Below are 25999 nucleotides of genomic sequence, written 5' to 3' on the forward strand. Positions count from 1 at the left end.
TATTTTTATAAGAGACAGGGCCGGAGGAGACGCGGCCTGCGGCTTGGCCGGCGCCGGACTAGCCGGCTGCGACACGGATGCCGCGATCTGGCCGGCGATGCCGCCTGCAGCCGCCTTCGCGGCCCCGTCCTGCTTGGCAGGCGCGGGGGCATCGGCAGCGGCAGGCGCCGCCTTCTGCGGCGCCGCCGAACCGGCGCGGACGTTGCCTTCGCCTTCGACTTCCAGGCGGATCAGTTCTCCGCCCACGGCCATGACCTGTCCTACGTCGCCACCCAGCGCGACCACCTTGCCGACCACGGGCGACGGGATTTCCACCGTAGCCTTGTCGGTCATCACATCGGCCAGCGGCTGGTCCTCGGCGACGGTGTCGCCCACCTTGACGTGCCAGCCCACCAGTTCGACCTCGGCAATGCCTTCGCCGATGTCGGGCATCTTGATGATATGGATCCCCATCTCACACCTCCATCGCGCGTTTGAACGCTTCGCCGACCCGGCGCGGGCCGGGGAAGTACGCCCACTCCTGCGCATGCGGGTAGGGAGTATCCCAACCGGTCACGCGCTCGACGGGCGCCTCCAGGTGATGGAAGCAGTGTTCTTGCACCAGCGAAATCAGTTCCGCGCCATACCCGCAGGTGCGGGTCGCTTCGTGCACCACGACGCAGCGGCCGGTCTTCTTCACTGAATTCACGATGGTTTCCAGATCCAGTGGCCACAGGCTGCGCAGATCGATGACTTCGGCATCAATGCCGGTCTCTTCCGCGGCGGTCAGCGACACATACACCGTGGTGCCGTAGGTCAGCACCGTCAGCGCCTTGCCCGGCCGCACGATGGCGGCGGTATCCAGCGGCACGGTGTAGTAGCCGGTGGGCACCACACTACCCGGCCGCCCGGTCCACGGCGTCACCGGACGGTCGTGGTGGCCGTCGAACGGGCCGTTGTAGAGCCGCTTGGGCTCCAGGAAAATCACGGGATCATCGTTCTCGATCGAGGCAATCAGCAAGCCCTTGGCGTCATAGGGGTTGGACGGCATCACCGTGCGCAGCCCGCAGACCTGCGTGAACATGGCTTCGGGACTCTGGCTGTGCGTCTGCCCGCCATAGATGCCGCCGCCGCAAGGCATGCGGATGGTCATCGGGGCGATGAACTCGCCCACCGAGCGGTAGCGCAGGCGCGCGGCCTCCGACACGATCTGGTCGGAGGCGGGATAGAAGTAGTCGGCGAACTGGATCTCGCACACGGGCCGCAGGCCATAGGCGCCCATGCCCACCGCCACGCCCACGATGCCGCCTTCCGAGATCGGCGTGTCGAACACGCGCGAGCTGCCGTATTTGGTCTGCAAGCCCTCGGTGCAACGGAACACGCCGCCGAAATATCCGACGTCCTGCCCGAACACCACCACGTTGTTGTCGCGCTCCAGCATCACATCCATCGCGGAGCGCAATGCCTGGATCATGGTCATCGGCGCAGAGGCCGGACCAGCGTTGTTATCAATTGCCATGATCAGACTCCGAGCTGCTGACGCTGCCGGCGCAGATGCTCCGGCATGTCTTTGTAGACGTCTTCAAAGATGCTGGCCGCACTGGGGACGTGTCCGTCGACCAGCGTGCCGTAGCTTTCCGCTTCCTTCTGGGCTGCAACGATCTCGGCGTCGAGCTCGGCGCGCACCGCCTCGTGTTCGGCGTCGGACCAGATGCCCAGCGAGATCAGGTGCTTCTTGAAGCGCTCGATCGGGTCGCCCAGCGGGAAATGCGCCCAGTCGTCGCCCGGGCGGTACTTGGAAGGGTCATCGGAAGTCGAGTGCGGACCGGCGCGGTACGTCACCCATTCGATCAGGGTCGGGCCCAGGTTGCGGCGGGCGCGTTCGGCGGCCCAGCGCGAGGCGGAATAGACCGCCAGGAAATCGTTGCCGTCCACCCGCAGCGACGCGATGCCGCAGCCCACGCCGCGGCCCGCGAAGGTCGCGCCTTCGCCGCCGGCGATTGCCTGGAAGGTGGAAATGGCCCACTGATTGTTGACCACGTTCAGGATGACCGGCGCGCGGTACACATGCGCGAACGTCAGCGCGGTGTGGAAGTCGGCCTCGGCGGTCGCGCCGTCACCGATCCAGGCCGACGCGATGCGCGTGTCGCCCTTGATGGCGGATGCCATCGCCCAGCCCACCGCCTGGATGAACTGCGTGGCGAGGTTGCCGGAGATCGTGAAGAAGCCGTTTTGCCGGTCGGAATACATCACCGGCAGCTGACGCCCCTTGAGCGGGTCGCGTTCGTTGGACATCAGCTGGCACATCATGGTGACCAGCGACACGTCGCGCGACAGCAGGATGCTTTGCTGGCGGTAGGTCGGGAAACACATGTCGCCCTGCTCCAGCGCCAGCGCATGGGCGGAGCCGATCGCTTCCTCGCCCAGGCTCTGCATGTAGAACGAGATTTTCTTCTTGCGCTGTGCGGTCAGCATGCGCCCGTCGAAGATGCGCGTTTTCAGCATGGCCCGCATGCCGGCGCGCAGCTGATCGTTGCTGATCTCGGGCGCCCACGGACCCACCGCGCGGCCGTCGTCATCGATCACCCGGACCAGGCTGTACGCCAAGGCGCCAGTATCAACTGCGGCAACATCAATGGGGGGTTTGGGCACCTCGCCGGGCGGCGACAGATGCAGATAGGAAAAGTCGGTCTTGCAACCCGGACGCCCTGTGGGCTCGGGGACGTGCAACTTCAACGGCCCATATTGGCTCATATATTGTCTCCACGCTTGATCGTGTCATGCGTTTTCTTCCTACCAAGACATTGCCAAAGGCGTGTGACCTCAAGCGCTGCCATCGTCGGCCCGCGCATAGGGATAAATATGCGTGGCCGTCGACGAGATTAGCACAGGGGACGGGGTCGTTGAGGCGGGCCAGCATTCATGCGGGCCCGCATCCCACTAGGGGTTTTCCAGCGTTTACCAGCGGTAGCTCAGGGTGGCATACAGCGTGCGCGGATCGCCGTAGCGGCACCCGGTCGCACCCGCGCAAGCCAGGTAGCCGCGGTTGAACAGATTGCGCGCATTCAACGTCAACGACAGGCCGGACATGGCCGGGTCCAGCGCGCCAAAGTCATAGGCGGCCAGGGCGTCGACCAGGAACTGGCCGGGCACGTTCGCGGGATAGCCAGGCAGGTTCGTCGAGCTGGCATAGCGCACGCCCGCGCCGAGGGTCAGGCCGGGCACGCCGGCGGCGGTCAGGTTGTAGTCGGCCCAGACGGAGGCGCTGTGCAGCGGCACCAGCGCAATGCGCTGGTCAACCAGCGAGGGGACTGTGCTGCGCGTGGTGCGAGCGTCGGTGTAGGCATAGCTGGCCGTCAGGTTCATGGCGGCCAGGCGCGCCTTGGCTTCCAGCTCCAGACCGCGCGACCGCGCCCGGCCGGTCTGCACGGAGTACGTCGCGTCGGCCGGATCGCTAGTCAGTGCATTGGTCTGGGTCAGGTCATAGACCGCCGCGCTGTACAGCATGTTGCCGCCCGGCGGTTCGTAGCGCAGGCCCAGTTCGTACTGCGTTCCTTTGGTCGGTTTGAACGCGTTGCCCGCGCGATCCACGCCGATGGTCGGCGCAAACGACTGGCTGGCGCTTAGGTAAGGCGCCAGGCCGTTGTCGGCCAGGTACACCAGGCCCACGCGGCCGGTCGTGGCGCTGTCGCGAAGACGCGTCGTGGCGCCGTTGGCGTAGTTCTTTTGGTCGGTGTCCGCCCAATCCTGGCGGCCGCCCAGCACCAGCACCCATTTGTCCTGGATCTTGATCTGGTCTTGCAGATACAGGCCCAGCGAATCGGAACGCGTATTGATGCCGTAGTCGGCGGCGGTGTTCAGCACCGGCACCGCGCCGTACACGGGGTGGTAGATGTCCGCCAACGCCGCCACCGTGCCGGAATGCCGATGCGAGTCATAGCCGCTGCGGTAGTAGTCCAGCCCAGCCAGCACGGTGTGCTGCAGGGGGCCGCCGTCCAGCTTCAGCTCCAGGGAGGTATCGGTTGCGACGCCATACGAGTGTTCGCTGCGGCTGACCACGCCGCGCCGCAAAGTCTGGCCGTTGGCCTGCAAGCCGCCAAAACTCAGATAGTCCCACGTGCCGTCCGCCGTGAAGTACCGGGCGCTCTGGCGCAGCGTCACCCGGTCGTTGAACGCGTGCTCGAACGCGTAGCCGACGGTGTAGGTATCGGTGTCGTAGCGGTCGAAATCCGGTTCGCCGATGAAGAGGTCGCGGGGGATCTGGCCATTCAAGGTATTGGCGGCCGGCATGGGCGCGGCAAAGCGCGTGCGGATGCGCTGATAGCTGGCCAACAGCGTCAGCGAAGTCGCCGCCGAGGGCTGCCACGTCAAGGCTGGCGCCAGATAGGTCCGGTCGTCCGGCACATGGTCCACCCAATTGTCGGCGTTGCGGGCAAGGCCCGTCAGACGGTACGTCCAGGCGCCGTCCTCGGACAGCGCGCCGGTGAAGTCGCCCGACACCTGCCGGCGGCCATAGCTACCGGTATCCAGGTTCAGCTCGCGCAGGGCGTCGGCCGAGGGGCGTTTGCTGACGGTGTTGACCACACCGCCCGGACTCAGTTGCCCATACAGCACCGACGACGCGCCGCGCAGCACTTCCACCCGTTCCAGCCCATACGGTTCCTGCCCGCCGTCGTAGACGCTGGACTGCAGTTTCAAGCCGTCGCGCAATTGCCCGGAGTTCCCCGCGGCCACATTGAAACCGCGCAGCATCAGGTCGTCCACCATGCGGCTGAAGGCAGGAGACTGCGCCGATACGCCCGGCGTGTAGCCCAGCGCGTCTGCCACCGACCCTGCCTTGACCGCGCGGATCTGATCGCTGGTGACGACCGACACGGATTGCGGCGTTTCGATCAGCGGCGTGTCCGTCTTGGTGCCCGACAGCGCGCGCTGCGCCACGTAGCCGTCCACATGCCCGGTGGGCGATTCGATGGAACCGTTCACGCGGACCGGCTCAAGCAGCGTCGCGCCTTGGGGGGCGCGGCGCGCACTCAGCGTGCCATTGGCGGTGACGGCCAGTTCCAGGCCGCTGCCGGCAAGCGCGCGGCGCGCCGCATCTTCGGCCGTGAAATCGCCGGCGATGGCCGGCGCAGTGCGCCCCGCCACCAGGGCGGGATCGACGGACACCGCGCGCCCGCTCTGGCGTGCGATGCGGGTCAGCGTATCGCCCAGAGCGCCTGCGGGCAGATCGAAGCGCAGCACGGCGCGGGCGGCGGCTGGGCCACCCGGCGGGGTTTGGGCATGGACCGCGGGCACGGCCAAGGCGATGAACAGCGCGGCGGCCAAAGGCCGGAGCGGGCGACGATGAAACATGGATTCTCCTGCAACAGTTTGGTGTTTCAGGAGGGATGTCCAACGACGCGGACAAAAGTGATCATTTATTTTCAGTGCGGGGGTCGCGTACATCGATGCTGACGAACCACCCGCCCAGCGACGTGACGTCGATCGGCAAGGTCTGGCGCAGCGACTCCAGCGCGCGGCCGGTGTCGTCCAGCGGAAACGCCCCCAACACGCGCAGCCGCGCGGCGGCCGGCGTGATGCGGATGAGGCCGCGCCGATAGGGCCGCAGCGCTTGCACCACCGCGCCCAATGGCTCGTCATGCACGACCAGCATGCCGCTTTGCCAGGCGGCAGCGTCAGCCAGTACGGTTTCCGGCTGGCCCAGGCCTTGCGCATCGAACCGCAAGCCCTCGCCTGCCTGCAGCACGCGGCGCTGGCCGGCCGCACGCACTTCGACGCGATGTTCAACCACGCTGGCAACGCAAGCCTCTTCCCCGCGCGCCACGCTGAACACCGTGCCCAACGCCTGCACCTCGCCTTCGGCGGTCGAGACGATGAACGGCCTCTCGGCGTCAGGCGCCACACGCGCATAAACCGCGCCCGCTTTCAGGCGCACGCGCCGAACGCCAGCGCTGAAATTCAGATCGACGGCCGAGCGCGCATTCAGCGTCAATTCGCTGCCGTCCGGCAAGGTATAGGTGTGACGTTCGGCCGTGCCCGTGCGCAGGTCGGCGGTCAGCGTACCGAGCGGGGTCTGGCGGTCGACCAGGGCGGCCAGTCCACCCGCCGCCAGCGCAACGCCCAGCACGTTGCGCAGCATCCGCCGCCTGGCTGGCGGGGTCAGCAGGGCGCGGCCGGCCGCCTGGCGCTGCTCGCCCCCGCCCAGCGCCGCAAAGGAATCCTTGACGGCGGCATTGACCTGATCCCAGGCCGCGCCATGGCGGGGATCCGCCAGCCGCCACTGTTCGAACCGCGCACGGTCGGCCGCGGCCACGCTGCCCGACGACAACAGCACCATCCAATCCACGGCCGATTCCAGATCGGCCGGCAGCAACGGCGCGGTCATTCAGCCAAGCGCGCCGCCACGCATAGCGTGATGGCCTGCTTCATGTAGCGCCGCACCGTGATGACGGATACGCCGACACGCACGGCGATCTCGGCATAGCCGAGTCCGTCGAGCTGGCTGTACAGGAAAGTCTGGCGCGCCTTGAGCGGCAGGCGTTGCAACGCGCGGTCAATATGCATCAGGGCCTCGACCACCAGCGCGCGGCTTTCTTCGCTGGGCGCGGTGGCGGGCGGCAACGCGCCCAGGCTGTCGAGATACGCGCGCTCCAGTTCACGGCGGCGCCAGAAGGTGAACAGCGTACGCTGCGCTAATGTGGTCAGAAACGCGCGAGGTTCGCGGATGGTGTCGGCCTGTCGGCCGGCCAGGACACGCACGAACGTATCGTGCGCCAGATCGGCCGCATCATGGCGGCACCCCAGCCGGCGACGCAGCCACTCCTGCAACCAGGAGTGATGCGCTTCATACAGCTCGGCAGCGGAATGCTCCGTGGGCTGTGCGGATGAGGACATGGAAAGGCGCCGGGCTAATTAACAATAAGAATTATTGTCATTTATTGCCTGGCGCGCAAGCGCCCTGTTTCGGGCGCCCCCAACATGCTTGGCTTGCGGTCAGACCGGACCGGTCCACTCCGTGACGAACTCGCGGTAGTCGGGGCGATTGGCCGGCGGTACCGCGCAAGCGGGCGTGCCGATCGCCAGATAGCCCAGGAAACGGTAGTCCAGCGAGTCCAGGCCCAGCGCGTTCTGCACGTCTTCGACGTAGGTGCCGACGCCCGTGCTCCAGAACGCGCCGTAGCCCAGCATGTGCACGGCGTTCAAGATGTTCATGACCGAGCAGCCCGTGGCCAGCAGTTGCTCGTGTTCGGGGATCTTGGTGTTGTCGTGCGCGATCTTCTGCGCCACGGCGACGAACAGCGGCACGCCGGCCATCCATTCGCGCACCGATTTTTCCTTTTCAGGCGTCATGCGCGGGTCGCCGCTGCGCTTGACCGCTTCCAGCGCGACATCAGCCAGCTTGCCGATGGCCTCGCCCTGGATGACGACAAAACGCCACGGACGCAGCGCGCCGTGATCTGGGGCCGACATGGCGGCTTGCAGGATTTGTTCGAGTTCGTCGGGCTTGGGCGCCGGACCCCGCAAAAACTTCACGGAACGGCGCGTGGTCAGGGCGTGCAACGGAGTGGCGGTAGTGGTTACGGTCATTGATTCGGGCGCAAATGGGAAAGAAACAGATTCTCATATTACGCCAAGTCATCGGCGGCGCCCTGCTTCCCCCCGCCGGGCCAGAGGTCATTCGATCTGGATATTCACCTCTTTGATGACCGCCGCCCACCGCGTCAACTCCGTATCCACGAATTGCCCCAGCTCCGCCGGACTGCTGGCGCCGGGCGTGGCGCCCTCGCCTTTGAAGCGCGTCTGTAGCGCGGGCACGGCCAGCGCCCGCGCGACGGCCTGGTTCAGCACGGCGACGACTGCGTCCGGCGTGCCCTTGGGCGCCATCAAGGCGTTCCACGTATTGATTTCGTAACCCTTGAACGCGGTCGTTTCCGCGACGGTGGGCACGTCCGGCAGCTCGGTGGAACGCTCCCGCGTGGTGACCGCAAGGGCGCGCAGGCTGCCCGCCTTGACCTGCGGCAACGCCGCCGGCAAGGTCGCGAAGCTGAACTGCGTTTCGCCGCTCATGACGGACGAGTTGGCCAGCGCGCCGCCGCGGTACGGCACGTGCTGGATCTTCACATGCGCTTCGGACGCGAACATCGCGCCCGCGACATGCACCGGCGAGCCGTTGCCGCTGGACGAATAGTTCAGATCGCCCGGCTTTGTGCGCGCCAGTTCGACCAGGTCTGCTACCGAGTTGACCGGCAGCTTGGGATTGGCGACCAACACCAACGGAATCGACGCGATCATGCTGACTGGCGTGAAGCCACCCACCGGGTCATAGCCCAGCGACTTCCGGTAGACCGCAGGATTGATGCCGTGGCTGGAAACTGTCGCCATGAACAGCGTGTACCCGTCGGGCGCCGCCTGCTGCACGGCGGCGGCGGCGATGTTGCCCGCCGCGCCTGCCTTGTTCTCGATGATGATGGGCTGCTTGAGCTCCTTGCTCAGCTGTTCGCCCAACGCCCGCGCCAGGATGTCGGTGGTGCCGCCTGCGGAATAGCCCACGATGATGCGTATGGGCTGGCTCGGATAGCTGTTTTGGCCATGGGCCGGCGCCACGGCGCACGCCACCGCCAATCCAGCTAAGGCCACGCTCAGGAAAGTCGCTTTCATCTCTGTCTCCTCGTCGCCGCGCTTGTGTGCGCGATCTGTGGCTCCGCCGCCGGGGAAATGGGACGGATACCGGGGGTGAACCGGATCCAGGACGAATTCAGGACGCAACCGTCCCCGGAGCCGTGCCGGAGCAGCGCGCGGCCCTGGGACCTGCAAGGGGAATCCGGCCTGGCGCCGGGGTCAGGTGCCGGTAAACACCGGCGCTCTCTTTTCTGCGAACGCCTTGCGGCCTTCGCGATAATCATTGCTCTCGAAGCACTCCATCACCAGCCGGCGCATGCCTTCGATGTCGACTTCGGGTCCAAGCTGCTGCATCTGACGGATCATCCGTTTGCCCGCTCGCAGCGTCAGCGGCGCGTTGGCCTGGATCTGAGCCAGCATCTTGTCCAGCGTTCCCGGCAGGTCGGCAACCGGAGCCACTTTACTGATCAGGCCCAGTTCCTTCGCCTCGCCCGCCGTGTAGCGCGCGGCCGTCAGGAAAATCTCCAACGCATTGGCGGGGCCGACCGCCGTGACGAGGTTGCGGATCGCAGTCAGCCGGTAACCCAGGCCCAGCTTGCCGGCGGGAATGGCAAACGTGCTGTCGTCCGAGGCCACGCGAATATCGCAACACAGCGCGATGTTCAGTCCGCCACCGATGCAATATCCCTGGATGTACGCCAGCGTGGGCTTGTCATAGTCATAAAGCGCCAGTTGCGCCGCTTCGGCGACAAGCTCGTATTCCTGCACGGCCTCTTCCCCGCTGCGCAGGGTGTCGAACTGCGAAATATTTGCGCCGCTGACAAACGCCTTGCCACCCGCCCCCTGCAAGACCACCGCGCGGATCTGCGGATCCTTCGCGAACGCATCCAGCACGACGGGAATGGCCTGCCACATCGCATAAGACACGGCGTTGTGCCGCTGCGGATCGTTGAATGTCAGCCAACCCACCGCACCGCGCTTCTCGGCCACGATGTGTTCGGTAATCTCGTCTTGCAGGATGCGTTCAATGTTCACGGTTGCTTTCCTTGTATGACTGTCTGATGCCGTTCAATGCCGTTGGTCAGATGCGTGCGCATAGCCAACCGGGCGGCGTCGCTGTCGCCCGCCACGATCGCATCGAAAATAAGGTGGTGTTCGCGTTCGATCTCGGCGACGCGCTCCGTGCCCGCGCTGGTGTAGCGCAGCGTGCGGACGGCGCTGCGGAACACATGCCGCAAATGCGCCAGCAAGCGGACGAAATAGGGGTTGTTGGTGGCTTCGCCCACGGCCATATGGAAATCCAGGGCGTGATCAGCGCCTGCCTGCCAATCGTTTCCCGCCGCGTCCACCCGCAGCAGCGCCTGACGCAAGGTCTCGATTTGCTCGGGCTTGCGGTGCAGCGCCGCCTGCGCGGCCGCTCCCGACTCCAGCTCCACGCGCAGCCAGAAGATGTGCGCCAGCGGTTCCGGGGAAAGCAGGTCTTCGGGTGCGATCTCGAAATTGCGCGTGCCCACGTCAAGCGCAACGAAGGTACCCACGCCGCGCCGGGTATCCACGTATCCCGACAGCTTCAGCCGCGCAATCGCTTCGCGCACGACGTTGCGGCTAACCGCGAACATCTGCGCCAGTTCGAATTCCGTGGGCAGGCGTTGGCCGGGCTCGAACTCGCCCGAGACGATCTTCTGGCGAATCTGCGCGGCGATTTCGTCGGGCAGATTGTCAGGACGTCCCAGGCTGGAAAACACGTGGTCGGCGGCGGGGGTTGGGGCGTTCATCATGGGGGGTCTCCGTCAGGGCTGCCTTGTTTCCGGCAGCCATGGCGGCGATATTAGCCTTGTGTGTCAGATCACGCCGTCCAGGGCCAACTGACGCAAGTCGGCTGGCGCAAGACCCAGCATGCCCCCGTAGACGTCGCCATTGTGTTCGCCGCGCTCCGGCGCAGATTTCATCTCGCCCGGCCCCGTACGGCTAAGGATCATCGGCTGGCCAACCACCGAAATCGGCCCCAGCGCGGGATGCTGAATTTGACGGCTCAGGTTCAGATGGCGCACCTGCGGATCCTCGAACGTCTGGTCCATGCCCAGGATGGGTCCGCAGGGCACGCCTTGCTCGTTCATCCGCGCGATCCAATCGGCGGTGCTGCGCGTAGCCGTGCGCTCACCGATGGCGGCGTTCAACGCAGCACGGTTCCTGGCGCGCAAAGGCACCGTCAGGAACCGTTCGTCGTCAATCAGCGCCGGGATCTCCAGGACACGGCATAGCCGCGCATAGATGTCGTTGCCCATCGCAGCGATGTTCATATAGCCATCGCGCGTGGGAAACACACCGGTGGGGCTGCTGGTGGGATGGTCATTGCCGCTCTGCCCCGGCACCTCGCCATTCATCAACCAGCGCATCGCCTGGAAATCCATCATCCAGACCTGGGATTGCAGAAGGGACGTCTGGACCCACTGCCCTTGCCCGGACACTTCACGCTCCAGCAACGCGATGAAAATGCCGATCGCGCAGAACAGGCCCGAGGTCAGGTCCGCTATCGGTATGCCCGCCCGCATCGGCCCCCGGCCCGGTTCGCCAGTGACCGACATCAAGCCGCCAATGCCTTGGGCGATCTGATCCAGCCCCGGACGCCCGGCGTAGGGGCCGTCCTGCCCGAATCCCGACACGCTGGCATAGACGATGCGCGGATTGATCTTGTGCAGCGACTCGTAATCAATGCCCAGCTTGAATTTCACGTTGGGGCGGTAGTTTTCAACCACCACATCCGCCTGGCGGACCAAGTCCATGAACAGGGCCCTGCCCTTCGGGTGCTTCAAGTTCAGCGTCACGCTGCGCTTGTTCCGATGCGTGTTTTGGTAGTCGGCAAACTGCGCCGAGCCGCCCGGCTTGTCATCCTGCTCGTCCCCCGGCTCTTCGATCTTGATCACCGTCGCGCCCCAATCCGCGAACTGGCGCACCGCGGCCGGGCCGGAGCGCACCCGGGTGAGGTCCAGGACCGTGAAACGGCTCAAGGGTTTGGAATCCATGATTGTCTGTCTCGCGATTTATGGGGCGGAAGATGCGCCGGCAACCGCTGACGTCTAACGCTATTTGTTGGATGTTGGACATCTTACATCTTGATTTTGGCCAAAACAATCCGCCGATCCGTTTCCCACGGATCGGGCTTTCCCTAATTAGATGGGGGGCGGTCAGCCCAGGTGCGTATGCCGTTCCTGGCGCTCTTCGACCTGCATTTCGGACAAGCCGTGCAGGATGCCGCAGTCTTCCGCGTCGGGCCGTGCCGACAGGCAGCGCTGGCGCAATTCGGTCAGTTGCGTCTTCAACTGCGTCAGTTCGGCGATGCGTTCATCCACGTGGGAAATGTGCTCGTCGAACAGTTCATTAATAGGGCCGCATCCCGTTTGATGATTGTCGGCCAGGGACAGAATGGCGCGGATCTCGTCCTGCGTCATGTCCAGCGCCCGGCAGTTGCGGATCAGGCGCAGCCTTTCCAGATGGGGCTGCCCATAGCTGCGGTAGTTGTTCAGGCCGCGCTCCGGCGCGGGCAGCAGCCCTTCTTTCTCGTAGTACCTGACGGTTTCGACCGTGGTGCCGGCCGCCGTGGCCAATTCGCCAATACGCATCGCGTCTCCCTGGATCGCATCCGAGTGAATTAAGGGGTTGACCCTATAGTAACTCCAAGGTGTGGAATACGGCCATCTGCTTACACAAGGCGAAGAAGATGTCCCTCCCACCAGTCAAATCCCTACAACCCCTGCCCGCCAAGCAAGAAGACGCCTGCTGCGCAGGCAGCGGACACGCGCGGGGCAAGGCGGGGCACGATCACGCGGCGCACGGCGCCGACCACGATCATTCCGGTCACGATCACGCCGGCCACGATCATGCGGGCCACGATCACGCCGACCACAAGCACGAGCACGCTCATGACCACAAGCATGACCATGCCCATGATCACGGCCATCGCCATGCGCAACCGGAAGCCGCCTGCTGCGGCCACGCCCACAGCATGGAGAACCTCTCGCTGTCGGGCGACGGCGGCGCCACGCTTGCCGCCGGCCCCGGCCAGTTGCTGGCCCGCCTGCGCATCGGGCAGATGGACTGCCCCACCGAGGAAACACTGATCCGCAAGAAGCTCGACGGCCTGGACGGCGTGCATGCGATGGACTTCAACCTGATGCAGCGCGTGCTGACGGTCGTGCACGCCGAGGGCGCGCTGGACCGCATCATGGCTGCCATCAAGTCGCTGGACATGACGCCGGAACCGCTGGCCGACGGGGCGCCCCGTACCCCTGCCCCCGCCGCCAAGCCCGTGAACTGGTGGCTGATCGGCGGTTCGGGCGTGCTGGCCGCCCTGTCCGAGTTTTCGCATTTCGCCGACTGGCCGCTGGGCATCACGGCGGCATTTGCCGTGGCTGCCATTCTGGCTTGCGGGGTCACCACCTATCGCAAGGGCTGGATCGCCGTGCGCAACGGCAATCTCAACATCAACGCCTTGATGAGCATCGCCGTGACCGGCGCCGTGCTGATCGGCCAGTGGCCCGAAGCGGCCATGGTGATGTTCCTGTTCAACGTGGCCGAACTGATCGAAGCCCGGTCGCTGGACCGAGCGCGCAACGCCATCCGCGGCCTGCTGGACCTGGCGCCGGAAACGGCGACAGTACGCCAGGCCGACGGCCGCTGGCTTGAAGTGCCTGCCGCGCAGCTGCAGGTGGACGACGTGGTGCGCGTGCGTCCGGGCGAACGTATCGCTGCCGATGGCATCATCGTCAGCGGCAGCTCGGCCGTGGACCAGTCGCCCATCACCGGCGAAAGCCTGCCCGTGGAAAAGGGACAGGACGATCCCGTCTTCGCCGCCACCGTGAACGCGTCCGGCTCGTTCGAATACCGCGTAACCGCGGCCGCCGGCAACACAACACTGGCCCGCATCATCCACGCGGTCGAGCAGGCCCAGGGCGCGCGCGCCCCCACCCAGCGCTTCATCGACCGCTTCTCGCGCATCTACACGCCCGCCGTGGTGGGCGTGGCGCTGCTGGTCGCCGTAGTGCCTCCCCTGCTGTGGGGCCAACCGTGGTTCGACGCGATCTATCGCGCCCTGGCGCTGCTGATCATCGCCTGCCCCTGCGCACTGGTGATCTCCACGCCGGTCAGCATCGTCAGCGGCCTGACCGCGGCATCGCGGCGCGGCATCCTGGTCAAGGGCGGCGTCTATCTAGAAGAAGGTCGCAACCTGAAGTGGCTGGCGCTGGACAAGACCGGCACCCTGACGCACGGCAAACCGGTGCAGACCGATCTGCAGGATTGGGACGTGTCCGACCAGACCCGTCAGCCTGCGGCCCTGATCGCCGCCAGCCTGGCCGCTCGTTCCGACCACCCCGTCTCGTTGGCGGTGGCCAATGCGGCACGCGATGAAGGCAAGATCTTGCTGGACGTCGAGGCTTTCACGGCCCTGCCCGGGCGCGGCGTCAGCGCGCAGATCGACGGCGTGACCTATCAATTGGGCAACCGCCGCCTGATGCGCGAACTGGGCGTGTCCAGCCCCAAGCTGGAAGCGCGCCTGGATGAACTGGAACGCCAAGGCAAAAGCGCGATCGCGCTGACCGATGGCCTTCGCGTGATGGCGTTGGCCGCCGTGGCCGACACCGTGAAGCCGACCAGCGCGGCCGCCATTGCCGACCTGCATGCGCTGGGCGTGCGGACCCTGATGCTGACGGGCGACAACACCCCCACCGCGCAGGCCATCGCCAAGCAAGTGGGCATCGACGAAGCCCGTGGCGATCAACTGCCCGAAGACAAGCTGGCCGCCATCGAAAGCAAGCTGGCGCCCAGCGGGCGGGTGGGCATGGTGGGCGACGGCATCAACGACGCCCCCGCGCTGGCCCGCGCTGATATCGGCTTTGCCATGGGTGCGGCCGGCACGGGCACCGCCATCGAAACGGCCGACGTGGCCCTGATGGACGACGACCTGCGCAAGATCGGCACCTTCCTGCGCTTGTCGCGCGCCACGCATCGCGTGCTAATCCAGAACATCACGCTGGCGCTCGGCATCAAGGTGGTGTTCCTGACGCTTGCCATGACCGGCCAGGCGACGCTATGGATGGCGGTCTTCGCCGATGTGGGCGCCAGCCTGCTGGTGGTCGCCAACGGCCTGCGCCTGCTGCGCGCCGCGGCGTAAGCCGAAGCGCGAGAGGACGGGAAGTAATAAGACGGAAGACGAAAGACGGACGGGCCTCAGCCCGTCTGTTCTTCCTGAGGCCAGTCGCGCAGCACGGGCGCATCCGGCGCGCCGGGGCCGACATCACGCAGGTGCTCGTGCTGCAGCAGCGCCATGCGATAGGCGTCGCGATAAGCGCCGTTGGAGAAGAACTCTTCCTTCAACAGGCCTTCGATCTGGAAGCCGCAGCGTTCGTACACGTGCACGGCCGCGATGTTGTCCTTGTCCACCACCAGGTAGACCTTGTGCAGGTTCAGCACGCGGAACGCGTAGCCCACCGCGATGCGGGTCGCCGCTTTGGCGTAGCCCCGGCCCTGATAGCTGGGCGCGATGATGATCTGGAATTCAGCGCGGCGGTGGATGTAGTCGATTTCCACCAGTTCCACCAGGCCGGCCGGTTGGCCGGTGTCGTGCTCGATGATGAAACGCCGCTCGTTCTGGTCGTGCAAGTGGCGGTCATAGAGGGCAACCAGTTCGTCATAGGCCTCGTAGGGCTCTTCGAACCAATAACGCATGATGACGTCGTTATTGTTGATCTTGTGCACGAAGTGCAGGTCGCCGCGCTCCAGGGGGCGTATTTTGATATCGGATATTACCGACATAGAAACCTCCGAAAGTGCCGTCATTGTAGTCGAATCTGCCTCAAGACGCCCTTTTCATGGGTATTTTGGTATTTTATCGGCCGTTTATGCGGCTCTCAGACCATAATTGGCTTGAAAGCATTGCCATTGCTTGATCTGAAAATAAATAATCAACGAAAAAGTAACGCCATGCGACGCGCCGAACCCGGCACGGAACGCGGGAATCGTCTGTCCGGGCGGTAATGACCCTGGCCGTTTTTTTCGGTGCTTGCCTGCCTCTCTCATGCCACACTGCCGGGTGTTGCGCGCTATCACAATGAACAAGAGGAAAAGACATGCATATCCTGGTGGCAGGCTTTCAGCACGAGACCAATACCTTTGCGCCCTCCAAGGCGGGCTACGACAATTTCGTCCGGGGTGAAGGCTTTCCCGCCATGGTGCGTGGCGAAGACGTGCTGGCGCTGCGCGCAGTCAATATTCCCGCGGGCGGCTTCATCAACGCCATCGAGTCGCAGGGCCACACCGTGCATCCCGTGATCTGGGCCGGGGCCAGCCCGTCCGCCCACGTCACCCGCGACGCCTACGAGCGCATCGCCGGCGAAATCGTGGATGCCGCGCGCGACGGCCCTTACGATGCCGTCTACCTGGACCTGCACGGCGCCATGGTCACCGAACACCTGGATGACGGCGAAGGCGAATTGCTGGCGCGCGTGCGCGGGATCGTGGGGCCGGACGTGCCGGTCATCGCCAGCCTGGACTTGCACGCCAACGTCACGGCGCAGATGCTGCACGAGGCCGACGGGCTGGCGGCCTTCCGCACGTACCCGCATGTGGACATGGCCGACACCGGCGAACACGCCGCGCGCTTGCTACTGGCCCGTATCGCGGCCGGCAGCCAATGGGCTCGCAGCGAACGCCGCCTGCCCTTCCTGATTCCCATCAACGGCATGTGCACGATGCTGCAGCCGTCGCAGGGCGTGTACGAGGTGCTGGCGCAACTGGAACAGACGCCGGGCGTCGCCTCGATCTCGTTCGCGCCCGGCTTTCCGGCGGCGGACTTTCCGGAATGCGGCCCGGTGGTCTGGGCTTACGGCACGGATGCCGCGGCGGTGGAACAGGTCACCGAAGCGCTGTACCAGCGCGTGATGGAACTCGAACCGCAATGGTCGCCCGACTTCCTGGAACCGGCCGACGCGGTACGACGCGCGCAGGCCTTGACGGCGGGCGCATCGCGCCCCGTCGTCATTGCCGACACCCAGGATAATCCCGGCGCAGGCGGCGACGCCAACACAACGGGCATGCTGCGCGCGCTGGTCGAAGCGGATGCGCAGAACGCGGCGCTTGGCCTCTTCTATGATCCGGCAGCCGTGCAAGCGGCGACGGCCGCTGGCGTCGGCAAGACGGTGTCGCTACGCCTGGGCGGCCAATCGGGCGTCGCGGGCGACACGGCGTTCGAAGGCGAATTCGTAGTGGAAACGCTATCGCCCGGCAAGCTGCGCTTTGACGGGCCGATGATGCATGGGATGGATGTGGACCTGGGAGCGGTCGCGGGCTTGCGGATCGGTGGCGTGCGTGTCGTGGTCAGCGCCAGCAAGGCGCAGATGCTGGACCGCAACCTGTTCCGCGTGGGCGGCGTGCAGCCCGAAGACATGGCGATCCTGGTAGTGAAGAGTTCCGTGCATTTCCGGGCCGACTTCCAACCCATCGCGCAAGAGGTGCTGGTGGCCAAGGCGCCGGGCCCCATGCAGGCCGACCCGGCGGACTTGCCCTGGACCCGCTTGCAGCCGGGCATCCGCGTCCGGCCGCTGGGGCAGCCCTTCGCCAGCCGGTAGCGAGCCGGTAGCCAGCCGATAAACGGCGCCTGGCCCGGCAGGCTTACTTGAGCTTGCCCTGAGGGCTGACGAAATCTTCCAGCGTCAGCCCTTTCTCTTTCAGGATGGCCTCCAGCAGAGGTTGCAGCTTGCCCAGGCTTTCCTGCACCGTCTCGCGTACGGTGTCCACCACCACCTGCGTGCTGCGTTCGATTTCGATATTGACGAAGTCGCCCACCTGCTTGTCTTCGAAGACCGTCATGCGGCGGGTTTCGGGAATCAGCCAGACCTCGAACCAGCCTTCGGCGCGGTTCACTTCCGACACGGTCAGGCTGGCGCCGTTGATGGCGATATAGCCCTTGGCGAACACGTACTTGCGGAAGTCTTCAGGGATACTGAAACGCATCAGGCGATTGGTGTCGGACGACTTCACCATGACCACTTCGGACGTGAAGTCCACATGGCCGGACAAGGGGTGGCCGCCGATCTCGGCCCCGTCGCGGGCGGCGCGTTCGACGTTGGCGCGATCGCCTTCGACGTAGCTGCCCAGCGTGGTGATGGCCAGGCTTTGCAGCATGACATCGAAGGTCGCCTGGTTATCTGACAGCAGTTCCGTGACGGTCAGGCAAACGCCGTCCGTCGAGACGCTGGCGCCAATGGCCAGGTCAACGCAGAAACCAGGGGGGAAATCCAGCGTGAAGGTGCGCAGGCCTTCGCGATCCGCGATCTTCGCGATCTTCGCGGTGCCTTGAACAATACCGGTGAACATACGGATCCTGAATACGGGGCGGCAGGCCCCTGAAGCAAAACATCAACGTTAACCGATATTTTGCCAGGAGCCGCCCCGCAAGGCCGGGTGGCGGACGCCACCCGCCGCGCGATCAATGACGGATCGCGATGGTCTTCAGCGTGGTGAAGCCGTACAGTGCTTCGAAGCCCTTTTCACGGCCATAGCCGGATTGGCGCGAACCGCCGAACGGAAGCTCCACGCCGCCGCCGGCGCCGTAGTTGTTGACGAACACCTGGCCGGCGCGCAGCTTGCGGGCCAGGCGCATCTGGCGCGCGCCATCGCGGGTCCACACGCCGGCCACCAGGCCGTACAGCGTGCCGTTGGCGATTTCCAGCGCTTCTTCCTCGGTGTCGAACACCATCGCGGCCAGCACCGGGCCGAACACTTCTTCCTGCGCCAGGCGGCTGTCGGGCGGCACGTCGCGAAACAGCACGGGCGGCTGGTAGTAGCCGGACTCCGGCGTGCCGTCCTTCAGCTTGCCGCGCGCGGCAACCTTCAAGCCTTCGCTTTCGGCCTCGGCCAGGAAACCCCGCACGCGGTCATGCTGGCGAGCGCTGATCAGCGGGCCCACGTCCAGGTCTTGCGCGGCCGGGCCGGTGACGGTGGCCGAGAAGGCCTCCGACAGACGCTTGATCACGGTTTCATACACGCCGCGCTGAATCAGCACGCGGCTGCCGGCCGAGCAGGTCTGGCCGGCGTTCTGGATGATGGCGGCCAGCAGCACCGGCATGGCGGCATCCAGGTCGGCGTCGTCGAACACGACCTGCGGCGACTTGCCGCCCAGTTCCAGCGTGACCGGCACATGGTTTTCCGCGGCGGCGTGCGCCACCATCTTGCCCGTCTGCGGCGAACCGGTGAACGAGATGTGGTCGATGCCCGGATGCGCGGTCAACGCAGCGCCGGCTTCATGGCCGTAGCCGGTGACGATGTTCAACGCGCCGGCGGGCAGGCCCACTTCGGCGGCGATCTCGGCCAGCTTCAACAGCGACAGGCACGCGTCTTCGGCGGGCTTGACCACGCAGGCGTTGCCCGCGGCCAGCGCCGCGCCGACGCTGCGGCCGAAGATCTGCAGGGGGTAGTTCCAGGGCACGATGTGGCCCGTCACGCCATGCGCTTCGCGTACGGTCAGCACGGTGAAGCCCGGGGTGTAGGGAATGGTCTCGCCATGCAGCTTGTCGACCGCGCCGGCATAGAACTCGAAATAGCGTGCAACTGCCGCGGCGTCCGCGCGGGCCTGCTTGATGGGCTTGCCCGTATCGGCCGATTCCAGCTGCGCCAATTCTTCCTGCCGGTCCAGCAGCGCAAACGCGATGCGCATCAGCAACCGGCTGCGCGCGGCGGGCGCCATCTGGCCCCACTCGCCTTCAAACGCCTGGCGGGCGGCCTGCACGGCGCGGTCGATATCCGCCTCGCCCGAACGGGCGATCGCCTCGAAGGCCTTGCCATCGGACGGGTTCAGGACGGGAATGGTTTCACCGGCGGCAGCAGCCACCCATTCATTGGCGATAAAGTTCTTCTGAGTCACGATGTGCGGAGTAAAGTAGCGGCCGAACGGCCCGTTGCGGAAAAGGCGCCGACGCGCATGCAGCGTCTCGGGCAGGAATCCATGAGGTTTCAAGCAAGGTACGAGAGGCCGCCGCAACTTGTCAATTGAATTGACAGCTTTTGTCCCAAGCTTCAGGACATTTTCCTGACGCCTCGGGTAATCCCTAATATTTCAGGGATTTAGACTGGAATCCCACCCCGCCGCGGCTTGTCATCACGAATGACAAACCCGGCATATTCATCAGGAGCGCGCCGATGAGCGACGTGCGTGACCCGCAGCTGGAATCGTTGTTGGAAGCCGCCGCCCGCCCCCGTCCCGAACTGGACGTGCTGGCCGAAGTGGCCTCTGGCCTGGGCTATGTGCGCGCCGAGCGCTTTGCCGAACGCGTCTATGAAAGCCTGTTCTACGCCATCGCCACCGGCAAGATCGCGCCCGGCAACAAGCTGCCCACCGAACTGGAACTGGCGGCGCTGTTCGAGGTGTCTCGCCCTGTGGTCCGGCAAGCACTCGACCGATTGCGCGAAGACCAGTTGGTCGACTCCATCCGCGGATCAGGCACCTATGTGCGCGCCAAGCCCGACCTGATGGGCGGCATGCCCGCCGTGGACCCTGCGCGCCGCGTCGGCCACATTCTGGAAGGCCTGGAGCTGCGCATGGTGATCGAGCCCGAATGCGCCTACCTGGCCGCCCTGCGCCGCACCACCGACGACCTGCACGAGATGGACCGCATGCTGACGGGCTACGAAGAGGCCGACGCCTCAGGCGCCATCGCCCACCACCACGACTACGGCTTTCACCGTGCCATCGCGGCGGCCACCAGCAACCAGCGCTTCGTCCAGGTCCTGAAATCGCTGGAGTACGACGTCAGCCACGCCGTGAACGTCATGCGCCACCTGGTCCACAGCGAACCCTGGAAGCGCACGCGCGCCGCAATCGACGAACACCGTCACATCTACCGCCTGATCCGGGACCAGGACGCCGACGGCGCCCGCAATGTCATGCGCGCGCATATCGAAAAGGCCAAGAGCCGGATGCTCAACAGCGGCTCGGAGCATTGACCCGCTTGCGCGGCGGGTTTGCGCCCATCAATTCCGCGTCCACCCAGCCTTGGGGTCCCGCTTGTCGTGCAAGTAGTCCCATTCGGTATCGCAAACCCCGCAGACAAAAGCTTCGTGGTTCGCCTTGCGGCTGACGGCCGCCAAGCTGCGCACGGCCCCAAGGCTGATCAGCCCGGCATGGCCGGCCGCCCCGCGCGTTTGCTGCACGATGCCCTCGCATTCACTGCAAATCGCCATTTTCTCCACCTTTCATTATTCTTTCAGTGGAGATACTACAAAATGATACGGGCGATAATGTTCAGCAATTCTCACTAGATTGTTGCGTCAGTGTTTGCCGCGCGGGCCCGGCAAACGGAGCGCGGCGCCCGCTACACCCAGGGCCACGCAAGGTATCATTCGTCGTTCGCCCGGATGGCCCGCCACGGCCAGTCGCGCATGCTGCATCCAAGCCAGCGGCGTCTTTCCGGAACTTGCTGGCGCAAGCGCCGCAGCACTCGTCAACGACCGATAAGAACCATGAAATTAGCCACCTGGAACGTGAACTCCCTGAACGTGCGCCTGCAGCAAGTCCTGGATTGGCTGGCCGCCAATCCGGTCGACGTGCTGTGCATCCAGGAACTGAAGCTCACCGACGACAAGTTCCCCGAGGCCGCCTTCAAGGAAGCCGGCTACCACGCGGTCTGGGCTGGCCAGAAAACGTACAACGGCGTCGCCATCATTTCGCGCGTGCCTGGCACATCCATGGTGCGCAATATCCCCGGCTACGAAGACCCCCAGCAACGCGTCCTGGCACTGACCTTTCCCAGCCCCGAAGGCGACGTGCGCGTCGTGTGCGCCTACTGCCCCAACGGCCAGTCGCTGGATTCGGACAAGTACGTCTACAAGCTGGCGTGGTACGAGGCCATGCACAACTGGTTGGCCGAAGAGATCAAGCAGTACCCGCGCCTGGCCGTGCTGGGTGACTACAACATCGCCCCCGCCGACGAAGACGTGCACAACCCCGAGAAATGGGAAGGCCAGGTCCTTGTGTCCGAGCCGGAACGCGCCGCGCTGCGTGCTTTGCTCGACCTGGGCCTGACGGACTCCTTCCGCCTGTTCGAACAGCCGGAAAAGTCGTTTTCGTGGTGGGATTACCGCCAGTTCGCCTTCCGCCGCAACGCCGGTCTTCGGATCGACCACGTCCTCTTGTCGGCCCCGCTGGTCAAGCGCTGCGTCGCCTGCGTGATCGACAAGGAACCCCGCCGCAACGAGCAGCCATCGGACCACGCGCCGGTGATCGCCACCCTGGAATTCGTCTGAAAATTTTTGTCTGGCGGCGTGTTGCGCGCCGCCAGATTGTTCCTGTATAGTTTTGGTCTTGCTTCATGGGGCGGTAGCTCAGCTGGGAGAGCGTCGCGTTCGCAATGCGAAGGTCGGGAGTTCGATCCTCCTCCGCTCCACCAAATTCCAGACAAAAGAGCCTTGGACACGTTTGTGTTCCAAGGCTTTTTTGTTTTACCGCCGCGTTTGCCCTACACCGCGTCCTGATCCAGCCGGCGCACGGCCGCGCTCAGCGTCGCGAAATCGAATTCCTGGCGGCCGCGCCGCAACAAGCGCATCAACACGGTCGTTGCGACCGGCACGAACGCCGCCAACAGGAAGGATTCCAACAGGAACGTCGGCTTGTCGCCGGGCGCGGGGAAGAAGAACAGGCCCGCCACCAGGCCAGAGACCGTCGCGGTGGTCGCGGTCAGGCCGTCATGCTTGCGGCTGAACAAGCCGTAGAACACCGGGAAGGCGGCAGCCGAGCACAGCAGGTCCGCCAGCAGGAACAGGTACAGCACGCTATAGCCCTGCGAGGCCACGATCATGACCGGGATGGCCAGCAGCAGCACCGCCCAGCGGGCCAGCCGCTTCATGTCCATGCCGTTGGCGTTGGGCATCAGGCGGCGCATGTCCACCGCGACGATGCTGGACACCGCGCTGATCGCCGTGTCGGCCGTGCTCATCACCAGCGACAGGCCCAGCGGAATCAGCGCGATGACAAACCACGCGGGCGCATGCGGCATGATCACGCTGAACAGCGCGATCGAACTGTCGCCCGCCGGGGCCAGCCCCACAAAGGCCAGGCCGAACAAACCCATCAGGAAGATGAACGGGGCGGCCAGGATGCCACCCAAGAGGAAGCCGTTGCGCATCGCACGCGCATCTTTCGCGGCATAGATGCGCTGCCAGTTGCCCTGGTGAAAGATGCCCGTCAGCAGGATCGCCACGAAAAACGTCAGCCCGGCCTTCACGCCGCCCGGATCCGTCACGTCCAGCAATTGGGGCGCCTTGGCCTGCAACGCTTCGATCGTCGGCAACGCGCCGCCCGCCGCCTGCCAGCCGACCACGCACAGGATCACGAGCAAGGGCACGATGACCATCATCTGCACCTGGTCCGTGAAGATCGACGAACGCAACCCGCCGTACGTGGTGTACAGCAGGGTCGTGCCCATCACGATGGCCGCGGTCGCCCACAGCGGCACCGGCGCCAGCATGGTGACCAGTTTGGCGATCGCGGTCACTTCGGCCGACAAGGCGATGAAGAGATAGAACAGCATGATGAAGAGCGCCAAGCCGTACATGGGCCGCCCATAACGCGCCATCAGAAATTCAGTCAGCGTGTGCCCGTGCGGGATCAGTTCGCGCATGCGCCGCCCCAGCGGAATCATGACCAGGCGCGGCGACATGGAACCCAGCGCATAGCCGATCACCGCGGCCAGGCCGCCCCAAGTCGCGGCCTGTGCCGGCGAGAACAAGATCCAGGCGCCCAAGGTGGACGCCATCAGTGTCAGGATGGTGCCGAAGGCGCCCTGGCTGTTGCGGGCCACGATGTAGTCTTCCAGCGTGCCGCGCTTGCGCCGCGTGTAGAGCACGCTGGCCAGCGCGAAACCGCCTGAAAACAGCAGCAGCCACATCAAGGCGGTGGATTGGGTCAACATGGTGGTACAGCCCTCCCGCGACCGGCCGGCAGCCGGGCGCGCGACAAAGCGGCCCGACTGGATGCAGGGGCCGCAAGATGGATGAAAAGCTAGGGAGGGCGCACGAGTCGTGCGATGTCCTTCCCTTCGCCGGCATTACCCGGATCAGGTTCAAAGGGTTACCGCGATGACGCGGAGTCTCAGCCCGAAACAGGGCTCCCCCAGGAATTGCCGCAAGATTAGGAGAGCGGCGAGGCAATGTCAACGCATGGTTTCATGCTAAGTTCGCCCGCTTGCGGCACCCGTTTGCGTGCCTGCCGATGGAAACGACGAGCCCGATCATGTCACCTGCACACTCCGCCCCCGCCCTGAACGAACAACTGGTCATTGTCACGGGCGGCCCCCGCGGCCTGGGCGCGCACATCACGCGCGCCTTCCTGCGCGAAGGCGCCCGCGTGGTCATCAATTACCTGAACAGCGCCGACGCCGCGCAGGCACTGGCCGCCACCGAGCCGGGCCGCGCACTAGCCATCCAGGCCGACGTGCGCGACGCGCAAGCGGTGCAAGCGATGGTCGCTCAGGCGCAAAGCCACTTCGGCATGCCGGTCACGACCGTCGTCAACAACGCCCTGCCCGCCTTCCAATTCAATGGCGACGCCCGCCCGCATGCCGACACGCTGACCTGGGACAACCTGAACCAGCAGATCGAAGGCAGCGTGCGCGGTGCGCTGAACACCACGCAGGCAGCATTGCCCGGGATGCGCGGCGCCGGCGTCGGCCGCATCATCAACATTGGCACCAACCTGGTCCAGAACCCCGTCGTGCCCTACCACGACTACACGGCCGCCAAGGCCGCCCTGCTGTCGTTCACGCGCACGTTGTCGCAAGACCTGGGCCCCGACGGCATCACCGTCAACATGGTGTCGGGCGGTTTGCTGCGCACGACCGACGCGTCGGCCGCCACGCCCGAAGCGGTGTTCGACCTGATCGCCGCCAGCACGCCGCTGCGCGCCGTCACCACGCCCGAGCAATTCGCCGACGCCGTGCTGTTCTTCGCCAGCCCCTGGTCGCGCAGCGTGACCGGCCAGAACCTCGTCGTGGACGGCGGGCTCGTCAAGAATTGACCGTCATGATGCACCTGAACCTGTTCATCTTCGGCTGCGGCCACCACCGCGCAGCGTGGCGCCACCCGGATTCAGCGGCCGAACGCCTGGGCGACATCAGCTATTACGAAGCGCTGGCCCGCACCGCCGAGCGCGGCAAGCTGGACGCCATCTTCTTCGCCGACGGGCAGTCGATGGACAACATCGGCGATGGACCGCGCTGGTATCTGGAACCGCTGACCACCATGGCGGCCATTGCGCGGGCCACGACCCGCATCGGCCTGATCAGCACCGTCTCCAGCACCTTCTTCACCCCCTTCCATGCCGCCCGCATGGTCGCGTCGCTGGACCACATTTCTGGCGGCCGCATGGGCTGGAACGTGGTGACCTCCATGTTCGACGCCGAGGCGCGCAACCATGGCTACGAAGCCATGCCCGGACACGACTGGCGCTATGCCCGAGCCGAAGAATTCGTGGATGTCGCGCTCCGGCTGTTCGACTCGTGGGAAGACGAGGCGTTGGCGATCGACCGCGAGGGGGTGTACGGCGTGCCTGAACGGGTTCATCCGATTCACCATCACGGCGACCATTTCCTGGTCGACGGCCCGCTGACCGTCCCGCGCCCGCCGCAGGGCCACCCCGTGCTGTTCCAGGCCGGCGCCTCCGACCAGGGTCGCGATCTGGCCGCCCGGCGCGCCGAGGCCATTTACGCCGTGGCGTACGACCTGCCCGCGGCGCAGTCCTATTACCGCGACATCAAGCAGCGCGTGCGCGCCGCAGGCCGCGACGCCTTTGTCCCGATCATGCCGGGCCTGGTCGCCTATGTCGGCTCGACCGAAGCCGAAGCCCGGGCCAAGCAACGCGAGCTGGACGTACTGCTGCCCAGCGATGCGTCGCTGCGCCAACTGGGGACGTTCGTGCCGCAGGACTGCTCGGGCTGGGAACTGGACGCGCCGGTGCCGGCGCTTCCCCCCTTGGCCGATTTCAAGGGACCGAAAGGCCGGTACGCCACTATTCTGCGAATCATCGAGACCGAACAGCCCACCGTGCGCCAGTTGCTGGGCCGGCTAGCCGCTGGCGGCGGCCACTGCACCATGGTCGGCACGCCCGAGCAGATTGCGGATCAGATGGAAACCTGGTTCAGAAACGAAGGGGCGGACGGCTTCAACTTGATGCCCCCTGCCTTGCCGAGCGGCATCGACGACTTTGTCGACCACGTCGTTCCCGTCCTGCAGAAGCGCGGGCTATTTCGCACCGACTATGAACACAGCACGCTGCGCGGCCATCTGGGGTTACAACGACCACGCCGCTAAGCCCGGTTCGATAACTCGATCCGCCGCCGATACCCACCTGACCAGCGGG

The 25999-nt window shown here is 65.4% G+C and carries 23 protein-coding genes, 1 tRNA gene and 1 riboswitch; of the genes, 7 read left to right on the forward strand and 17 right to left on the reverse strand.

Features of this window, described 5'->3' with window-relative positions; all coding sequences use genetic code 11:
• The 13 genes from AC27VE_RS08845 to AC27VE_RS08905 form a co-directional block, all read right to left on the reverse strand.
• On the reverse strand, window positions 1-453 hold a 453-nt coding region (locus AC27VE_RS08845; RefSeq protein ID WP_488703628.1), incomplete at its 3' end, for a biotin/lipoyl-containing protein.
• Window position 454: 1 nt separating this feature from the next.
• A complete protein-coding gene (locus AC27VE_RS08850) occupies window positions 455-1498 on the reverse strand; it encodes an alpha-ketoacid dehydrogenase subunit beta (protein WP_006227340.1) in 1044 nt (347 codons plus the stop codon).
• Window positions 1499-1500: 2 nt separating this feature from the next.
• The gene (locus tag AC27VE_RS08855) at window positions 1501-2733 is read right to left on the reverse strand and encodes a 3-methyl-2-oxobutanoate dehydrogenase (2-methylpropanoyl-transferring) subunit alpha (RefSeq protein ID WP_006227339.1); all 1233 of its coding nucleotides are present in this window, start codon (window positions 2731-2733) and stop codon (window positions 1501-1503) included.
• 204 nt (window positions 2734-2937) lie between these two features.
• Window positions 2938-5331, reverse strand: coding sequence for a TonB-dependent siderophore receptor (locus tag AC27VE_RS08860; RefSeq protein ID WP_488703629.1), 2394 nt, complete (start codon window positions 5329-5331; stop codon window positions 2938-2940).
• A 61-nt stretch (window positions 5332-5392) separates the two neighbouring features.
• Window positions 5393-6364, reverse strand: a complete 972-nt coding sequence (locus AC27VE_RS08865; protein ID WP_488703630.1) for a FecR family protein — start codon at window positions 6362-6364, stop codon at window positions 5393-5395.
• Window positions 6361-6873, reverse strand: coding sequence for a sigma-70 family RNA polymerase sigma factor (locus tag AC27VE_RS08870; protein ID WP_006224076.1), 513 nt, complete (start codon window positions 6871-6873; stop codon window positions 6361-6363). The genes AC27VE_RS08865 and AC27VE_RS08870 overlap by 4 nt, the downstream gene beginning before the upstream one ends.
• Window positions 6874-6972: 99 nt before the next feature.
• Window positions 6973-7566, reverse strand: coding sequence for a nitroreductase family protein (locus tag AC27VE_RS08875; protein ID WP_006224077.1), 594 nt, complete (start codon window positions 7564-7566; stop codon window positions 6973-6975).
• Window positions 7567-7653: 87 nt separating this feature from the next.
• Window positions 7654-8637 carry a Bug family tripartite tricarboxylate transporter substrate binding protein gene (locus AC27VE_RS08880; protein ID WP_488703631.1) on the reverse strand — a complete coding sequence of 328 codons (984 nt, stop codon included), beginning with the start codon at window positions 8635-8637 and terminating at the stop codon, window positions 7654-7656.
• A 180-nt stretch (window positions 8638-8817) separates the two neighbouring features.
• Entirely contained in the window at window positions 8818-9633 is an 816-nt protein-coding gene (locus AC27VE_RS08885; protein ID WP_488703632.1) for an enoyl-CoA hydratase, read from the reverse strand.
• Complete coding sequence (locus tag AC27VE_RS08890; protein ID WP_488703633.1) at window positions 9630-10376, reverse strand: FadR/GntR family transcriptional regulator; 747 nt, start codon at window positions 10374-10376, stop codon at window positions 9630-9632. The genes AC27VE_RS08885 and AC27VE_RS08890 overlap by 4 nt, the downstream gene beginning before the upstream one ends.
• A gap of 63 nt (window positions 10377-10439) precedes the next feature.
• Complete coding sequence (locus AC27VE_RS08895; RefSeq protein WP_488703634.1) at window positions 10440-11621, reverse strand: CaiB/BaiF CoA transferase family protein; 1182 nt, start codon at window positions 11619-11621, stop codon at window positions 10440-10442.
• A gap of 162 nt (window positions 11622-11783) precedes the next feature.
• On the reverse strand, window positions 11784-12218 hold the full coding sequence (gene cadR, locus AC27VE_RS08900) for a Cd(II)/Pb(II)-responsive transcriptional regulator (protein WP_006224078.1): 435 nt from the start codon (window positions 12216-12218) through the stop codon (window positions 11784-11786).
• Between the two features lie 122 nt (window positions 12219-12340).
• A complete protein-coding gene (locus AC27VE_RS08905) occupies window positions 12341-12592 on the reverse strand; it encodes a hypothetical protein (protein WP_488703635.1) in 252 nt (83 codons plus the stop codon).
• Window positions 12593-12601: 9 nt separating this feature from the next.
• Between AC27VE_RS08905 and AC27VE_RS08910 the strand changes: the two genes are divergently transcribed.
• Window positions 12602-14767 carry a heavy metal translocating P-type ATPase gene (locus tag AC27VE_RS08910; RefSeq protein WP_488703636.1) on the forward strand — a complete coding sequence of 722 codons (2166 nt, stop codon included), beginning with the start codon at window positions 12602-12604 and terminating at the stop codon, window positions 14765-14767.
• Window positions 14768-14823: 56 nt separating this feature from the next.
• Here AC27VE_RS08910 and speG read toward each other — a convergent pair whose 3' ends face one another.
• The gene (gene speG, locus AC27VE_RS08915; RefSeq protein WP_006224082.1) at window positions 14824-15408 is read right to left on the reverse strand and encodes a spermidine N1-acetyltransferase; all 585 of its coding nucleotides are present in this window, start codon (window positions 15406-15408) and stop codon (window positions 14824-14826) included.
• Between the two features lie 314 nt (window positions 15409-15722).
• Here speG and AC27VE_RS08920 point away from each other — a divergent pair, with 314 nt between their 5' ends.
• On the forward strand, window positions 15723-17219 hold the full coding sequence (locus AC27VE_RS08920) for a M81 family metallopeptidase (protein WP_488703637.1): 1497 nt from the start codon (window positions 15723-15725) through the stop codon (window positions 17217-17219).
• Between the two features lie 43 nt (window positions 17220-17262).
• Here the strand turns inward: AC27VE_RS08920 and AC27VE_RS08925 are convergent, their stop codons facing one another.
• Both AC27VE_RS08925 and AC27VE_RS08930 read right to left on the reverse strand, forming a co-directional pair.
• Complete coding sequence (locus AC27VE_RS08925) at window positions 17263-17967, reverse strand: riboflavin synthase (protein WP_006224085.1); 705 nt, start codon at window positions 17965-17967, stop codon at window positions 17263-17265.
• A gap of 112 nt (window positions 17968-18079) precedes the next feature.
• Window positions 18080-19516, reverse strand: coding sequence for an aldehyde dehydrogenase family protein (locus AC27VE_RS08930; protein ID WP_167390054.1), 1437 nt, complete (start codon window positions 19514-19516; stop codon window positions 18080-18082).
• Window positions 19517-19788: 272 nt separating this feature from the next.
• On the opposite strand from AC27VE_RS08930, the gene AC27VE_RS08935 reads away from it, so the two are divergent.
• From AC27VE_RS08935 to AC27VE_RS08945, 3 genes are all read left to right on the forward strand, one after another.
• On the forward strand, window positions 19789-20592 hold the full coding sequence (locus tag AC27VE_RS08935; protein ID WP_488703638.1) for a FadR/GntR family transcriptional regulator: 804 nt from the start codon (window positions 19789-19791) through the stop codon (window positions 20590-20592).
• 516 nt (window positions 20593-21108) lie between these two features.
• Complete coding sequence (gene xth / locus AC27VE_RS08940) at window positions 21109-21891, forward strand: exodeoxyribonuclease III (protein ID WP_006224089.1); 783 nt, start codon at window positions 21109-21111, stop codon at window positions 21889-21891.
• Between the two features lie 67 nt (window positions 21892-21958).
• Window positions 21959-22034, forward strand: a tRNA-Ala gene (locus AC27VE_RS08945).
• Window positions 22035-22103: 69 nt separating this feature from the next.
• On the opposite strand, the gene AC27VE_RS08950 is transcribed toward AC27VE_RS08945, so the two are convergent.
• On the reverse strand, window positions 22104-23555 hold the full coding sequence (locus AC27VE_RS08950) for a sodium:solute symporter family protein (RefSeq protein WP_088588432.1): 1452 nt from the start codon (window positions 23553-23555) through the stop codon (window positions 22104-22106).
• 104 nt (window positions 23556-23659) lie between these two features.
• A riboswitch (TPP riboswitch) is annotated at window positions 23660-23767 on the reverse strand.
• A 108-nt stretch (window positions 23768-23875) separates the two neighbouring features.
• On the opposite strand from AC27VE_RS08950, the gene AC27VE_RS08955 reads away from it, so the two are divergent.
• Window positions 23876-24658, forward strand: a complete 783-nt coding sequence (locus AC27VE_RS08955; protein ID WP_488703639.1) for a 3-oxoacyl-ACP reductase — start codon at window positions 23876-23878, stop codon at window positions 24656-24658.
• 5 nt (window positions 24659-24663) lie between these two features.
• Window positions 24664-25950: an LLM class flavin-dependent oxidoreductase gene (locus AC27VE_RS08960; RefSeq protein WP_488703640.1), complete on the forward strand. Its 1287-nt coding sequence runs from the start codon at window positions 24664-24666 to the stop codon at window positions 25948-25950.
• Window positions 25951-25999: the final 49 nt, after the last annotated feature.

This window comes from Achromobacter sp. 18P8.1.1 (assembly GCF_057799415.1).

Bases quoted from the DNA above. Each gene is read 5' to 3' on its own strand.
- AC27VE_RS08880 (WP_488703631.1), bottom strand. From the start codon at position 8,637: ATGAAAGCGACTTTCCTGAGCGTGGCCTTAGCTGGATTGGCGGTGGCG.
- AC27VE_RS08920 (WP_488703637.1), top strand. From the start codon at position 15,723: ATGCATATCCTGGTGGCAGGCTTTCAGCACGAGACCAATACCTTTGCG.
- AC27VE_RS08910 (WP_488703636.1), top strand. From the start codon at position 12,602: ATGGAGAACCTCTCGCTGTCGGGCGACGGCGGCGCCACGCTTGCCGCC.
- AC27VE_RS08955 (WP_488703639.1), top strand. From the start codon at position 23,876: ATGTCACCTGCACACTCCGCCCCCGCCCTGAACGAACAACTGGTCATT.
- AC27VE_RS08925 (WP_006224085.1), bottom strand. From the start codon at position 17,967: ATGTTCACCGGTATTGTTCAAGGCACCGCGAAGATCGCGAAGATCGCG.
- speG (WP_006224082.1), bottom strand. From the start codon at position 15,408: ATGTCGGTAATATCCGATATCAAAATACGCCCCCTGGAGCGCGGCGAC.
- AC27VE_RS08860 (WP_488703629.1), bottom strand. From the start codon at position 5,331: ATGTTTCATCGTCGCCCGCTCCGGCCTTTGGCCGCCGCGCTGTTCATC.
- AC27VE_RS08960 (WP_488703640.1), top strand. From the start codon at position 24,664: ATGATGCACCTGAACCTGTTCATCTTCGGCTGCGGCCACCACCGCGCA.
- cadR (WP_006224078.1), bottom strand. From the start codon at position 12,218: ATGCGTATTGGCGAATTGGCCACGGCGGCCGGCACCACGGTCGAAACC.
- AC27VE_RS08870 (WP_006224076.1), bottom strand. From the start codon at position 6,873: ATGTCCTCATCCGCACAGCCCACGGAGCATTCCGCTGCCGAGCTGTAT.
- AC27VE_RS08935 (WP_488703638.1), top strand. From the start codon at position 19,789: ATGAGCGACGTGCGTGACCCGCAGCTGGAATCGTTGTTGGAAGCCGCC.
- AC27VE_RS08875 (WP_006224077.1), bottom strand. From the start codon at position 7,566: ATGACCGTAACCACTACCGCCACTCCGTTGCACGCCCTGACCACGCGC.
- AC27VE_RS08895 (WP_488703634.1), bottom strand. From the start codon at position 11,621: ATGGATTCCAAACCCTTGAGCCGTTTCACGGTCCTGGACCTCACCCGG.
- AC27VE_RS08855 (WP_006227339.1), bottom strand. From the start codon at position 2,733: ATGAGCCAATATGGGCCGTTGAAGTTGCACGTCCCCGAGCCCACAGGG.
- AC27VE_RS08850 (WP_006227340.1), bottom strand. From the start codon at position 1,498: ATGGCAATTGATAACAACGCTGGTCCGGCCTCTGCGCCGATGACCATG.
- AC27VE_RS08950 (WP_088588432.1), bottom strand. From the start codon at position 23,555: ATGTTGACCCAATCCACCGCCTTGATGTGGCTGCTGCTGTTTTCAGGC.
- xth (WP_006224089.1), top strand. From the start codon at position 21,109: ATGAAATTAGCCACCTGGAACGTGAACTCCCTGAACGTGCGCCTGCAG.
- AC27VE_RS08890 (WP_488703633.1), bottom strand. From the start codon at position 10,376: ATGATGAACGCCCCAACCCCCGCCGCCGACCACGTGTTTTCCAGCCTG.
- AC27VE_RS08865 (WP_488703630.1), bottom strand. From the start codon at position 6,364: ATGACCGCGCCGTTGCTGCCGGCCGATCTGGAATCGGCCGTGGATTGG.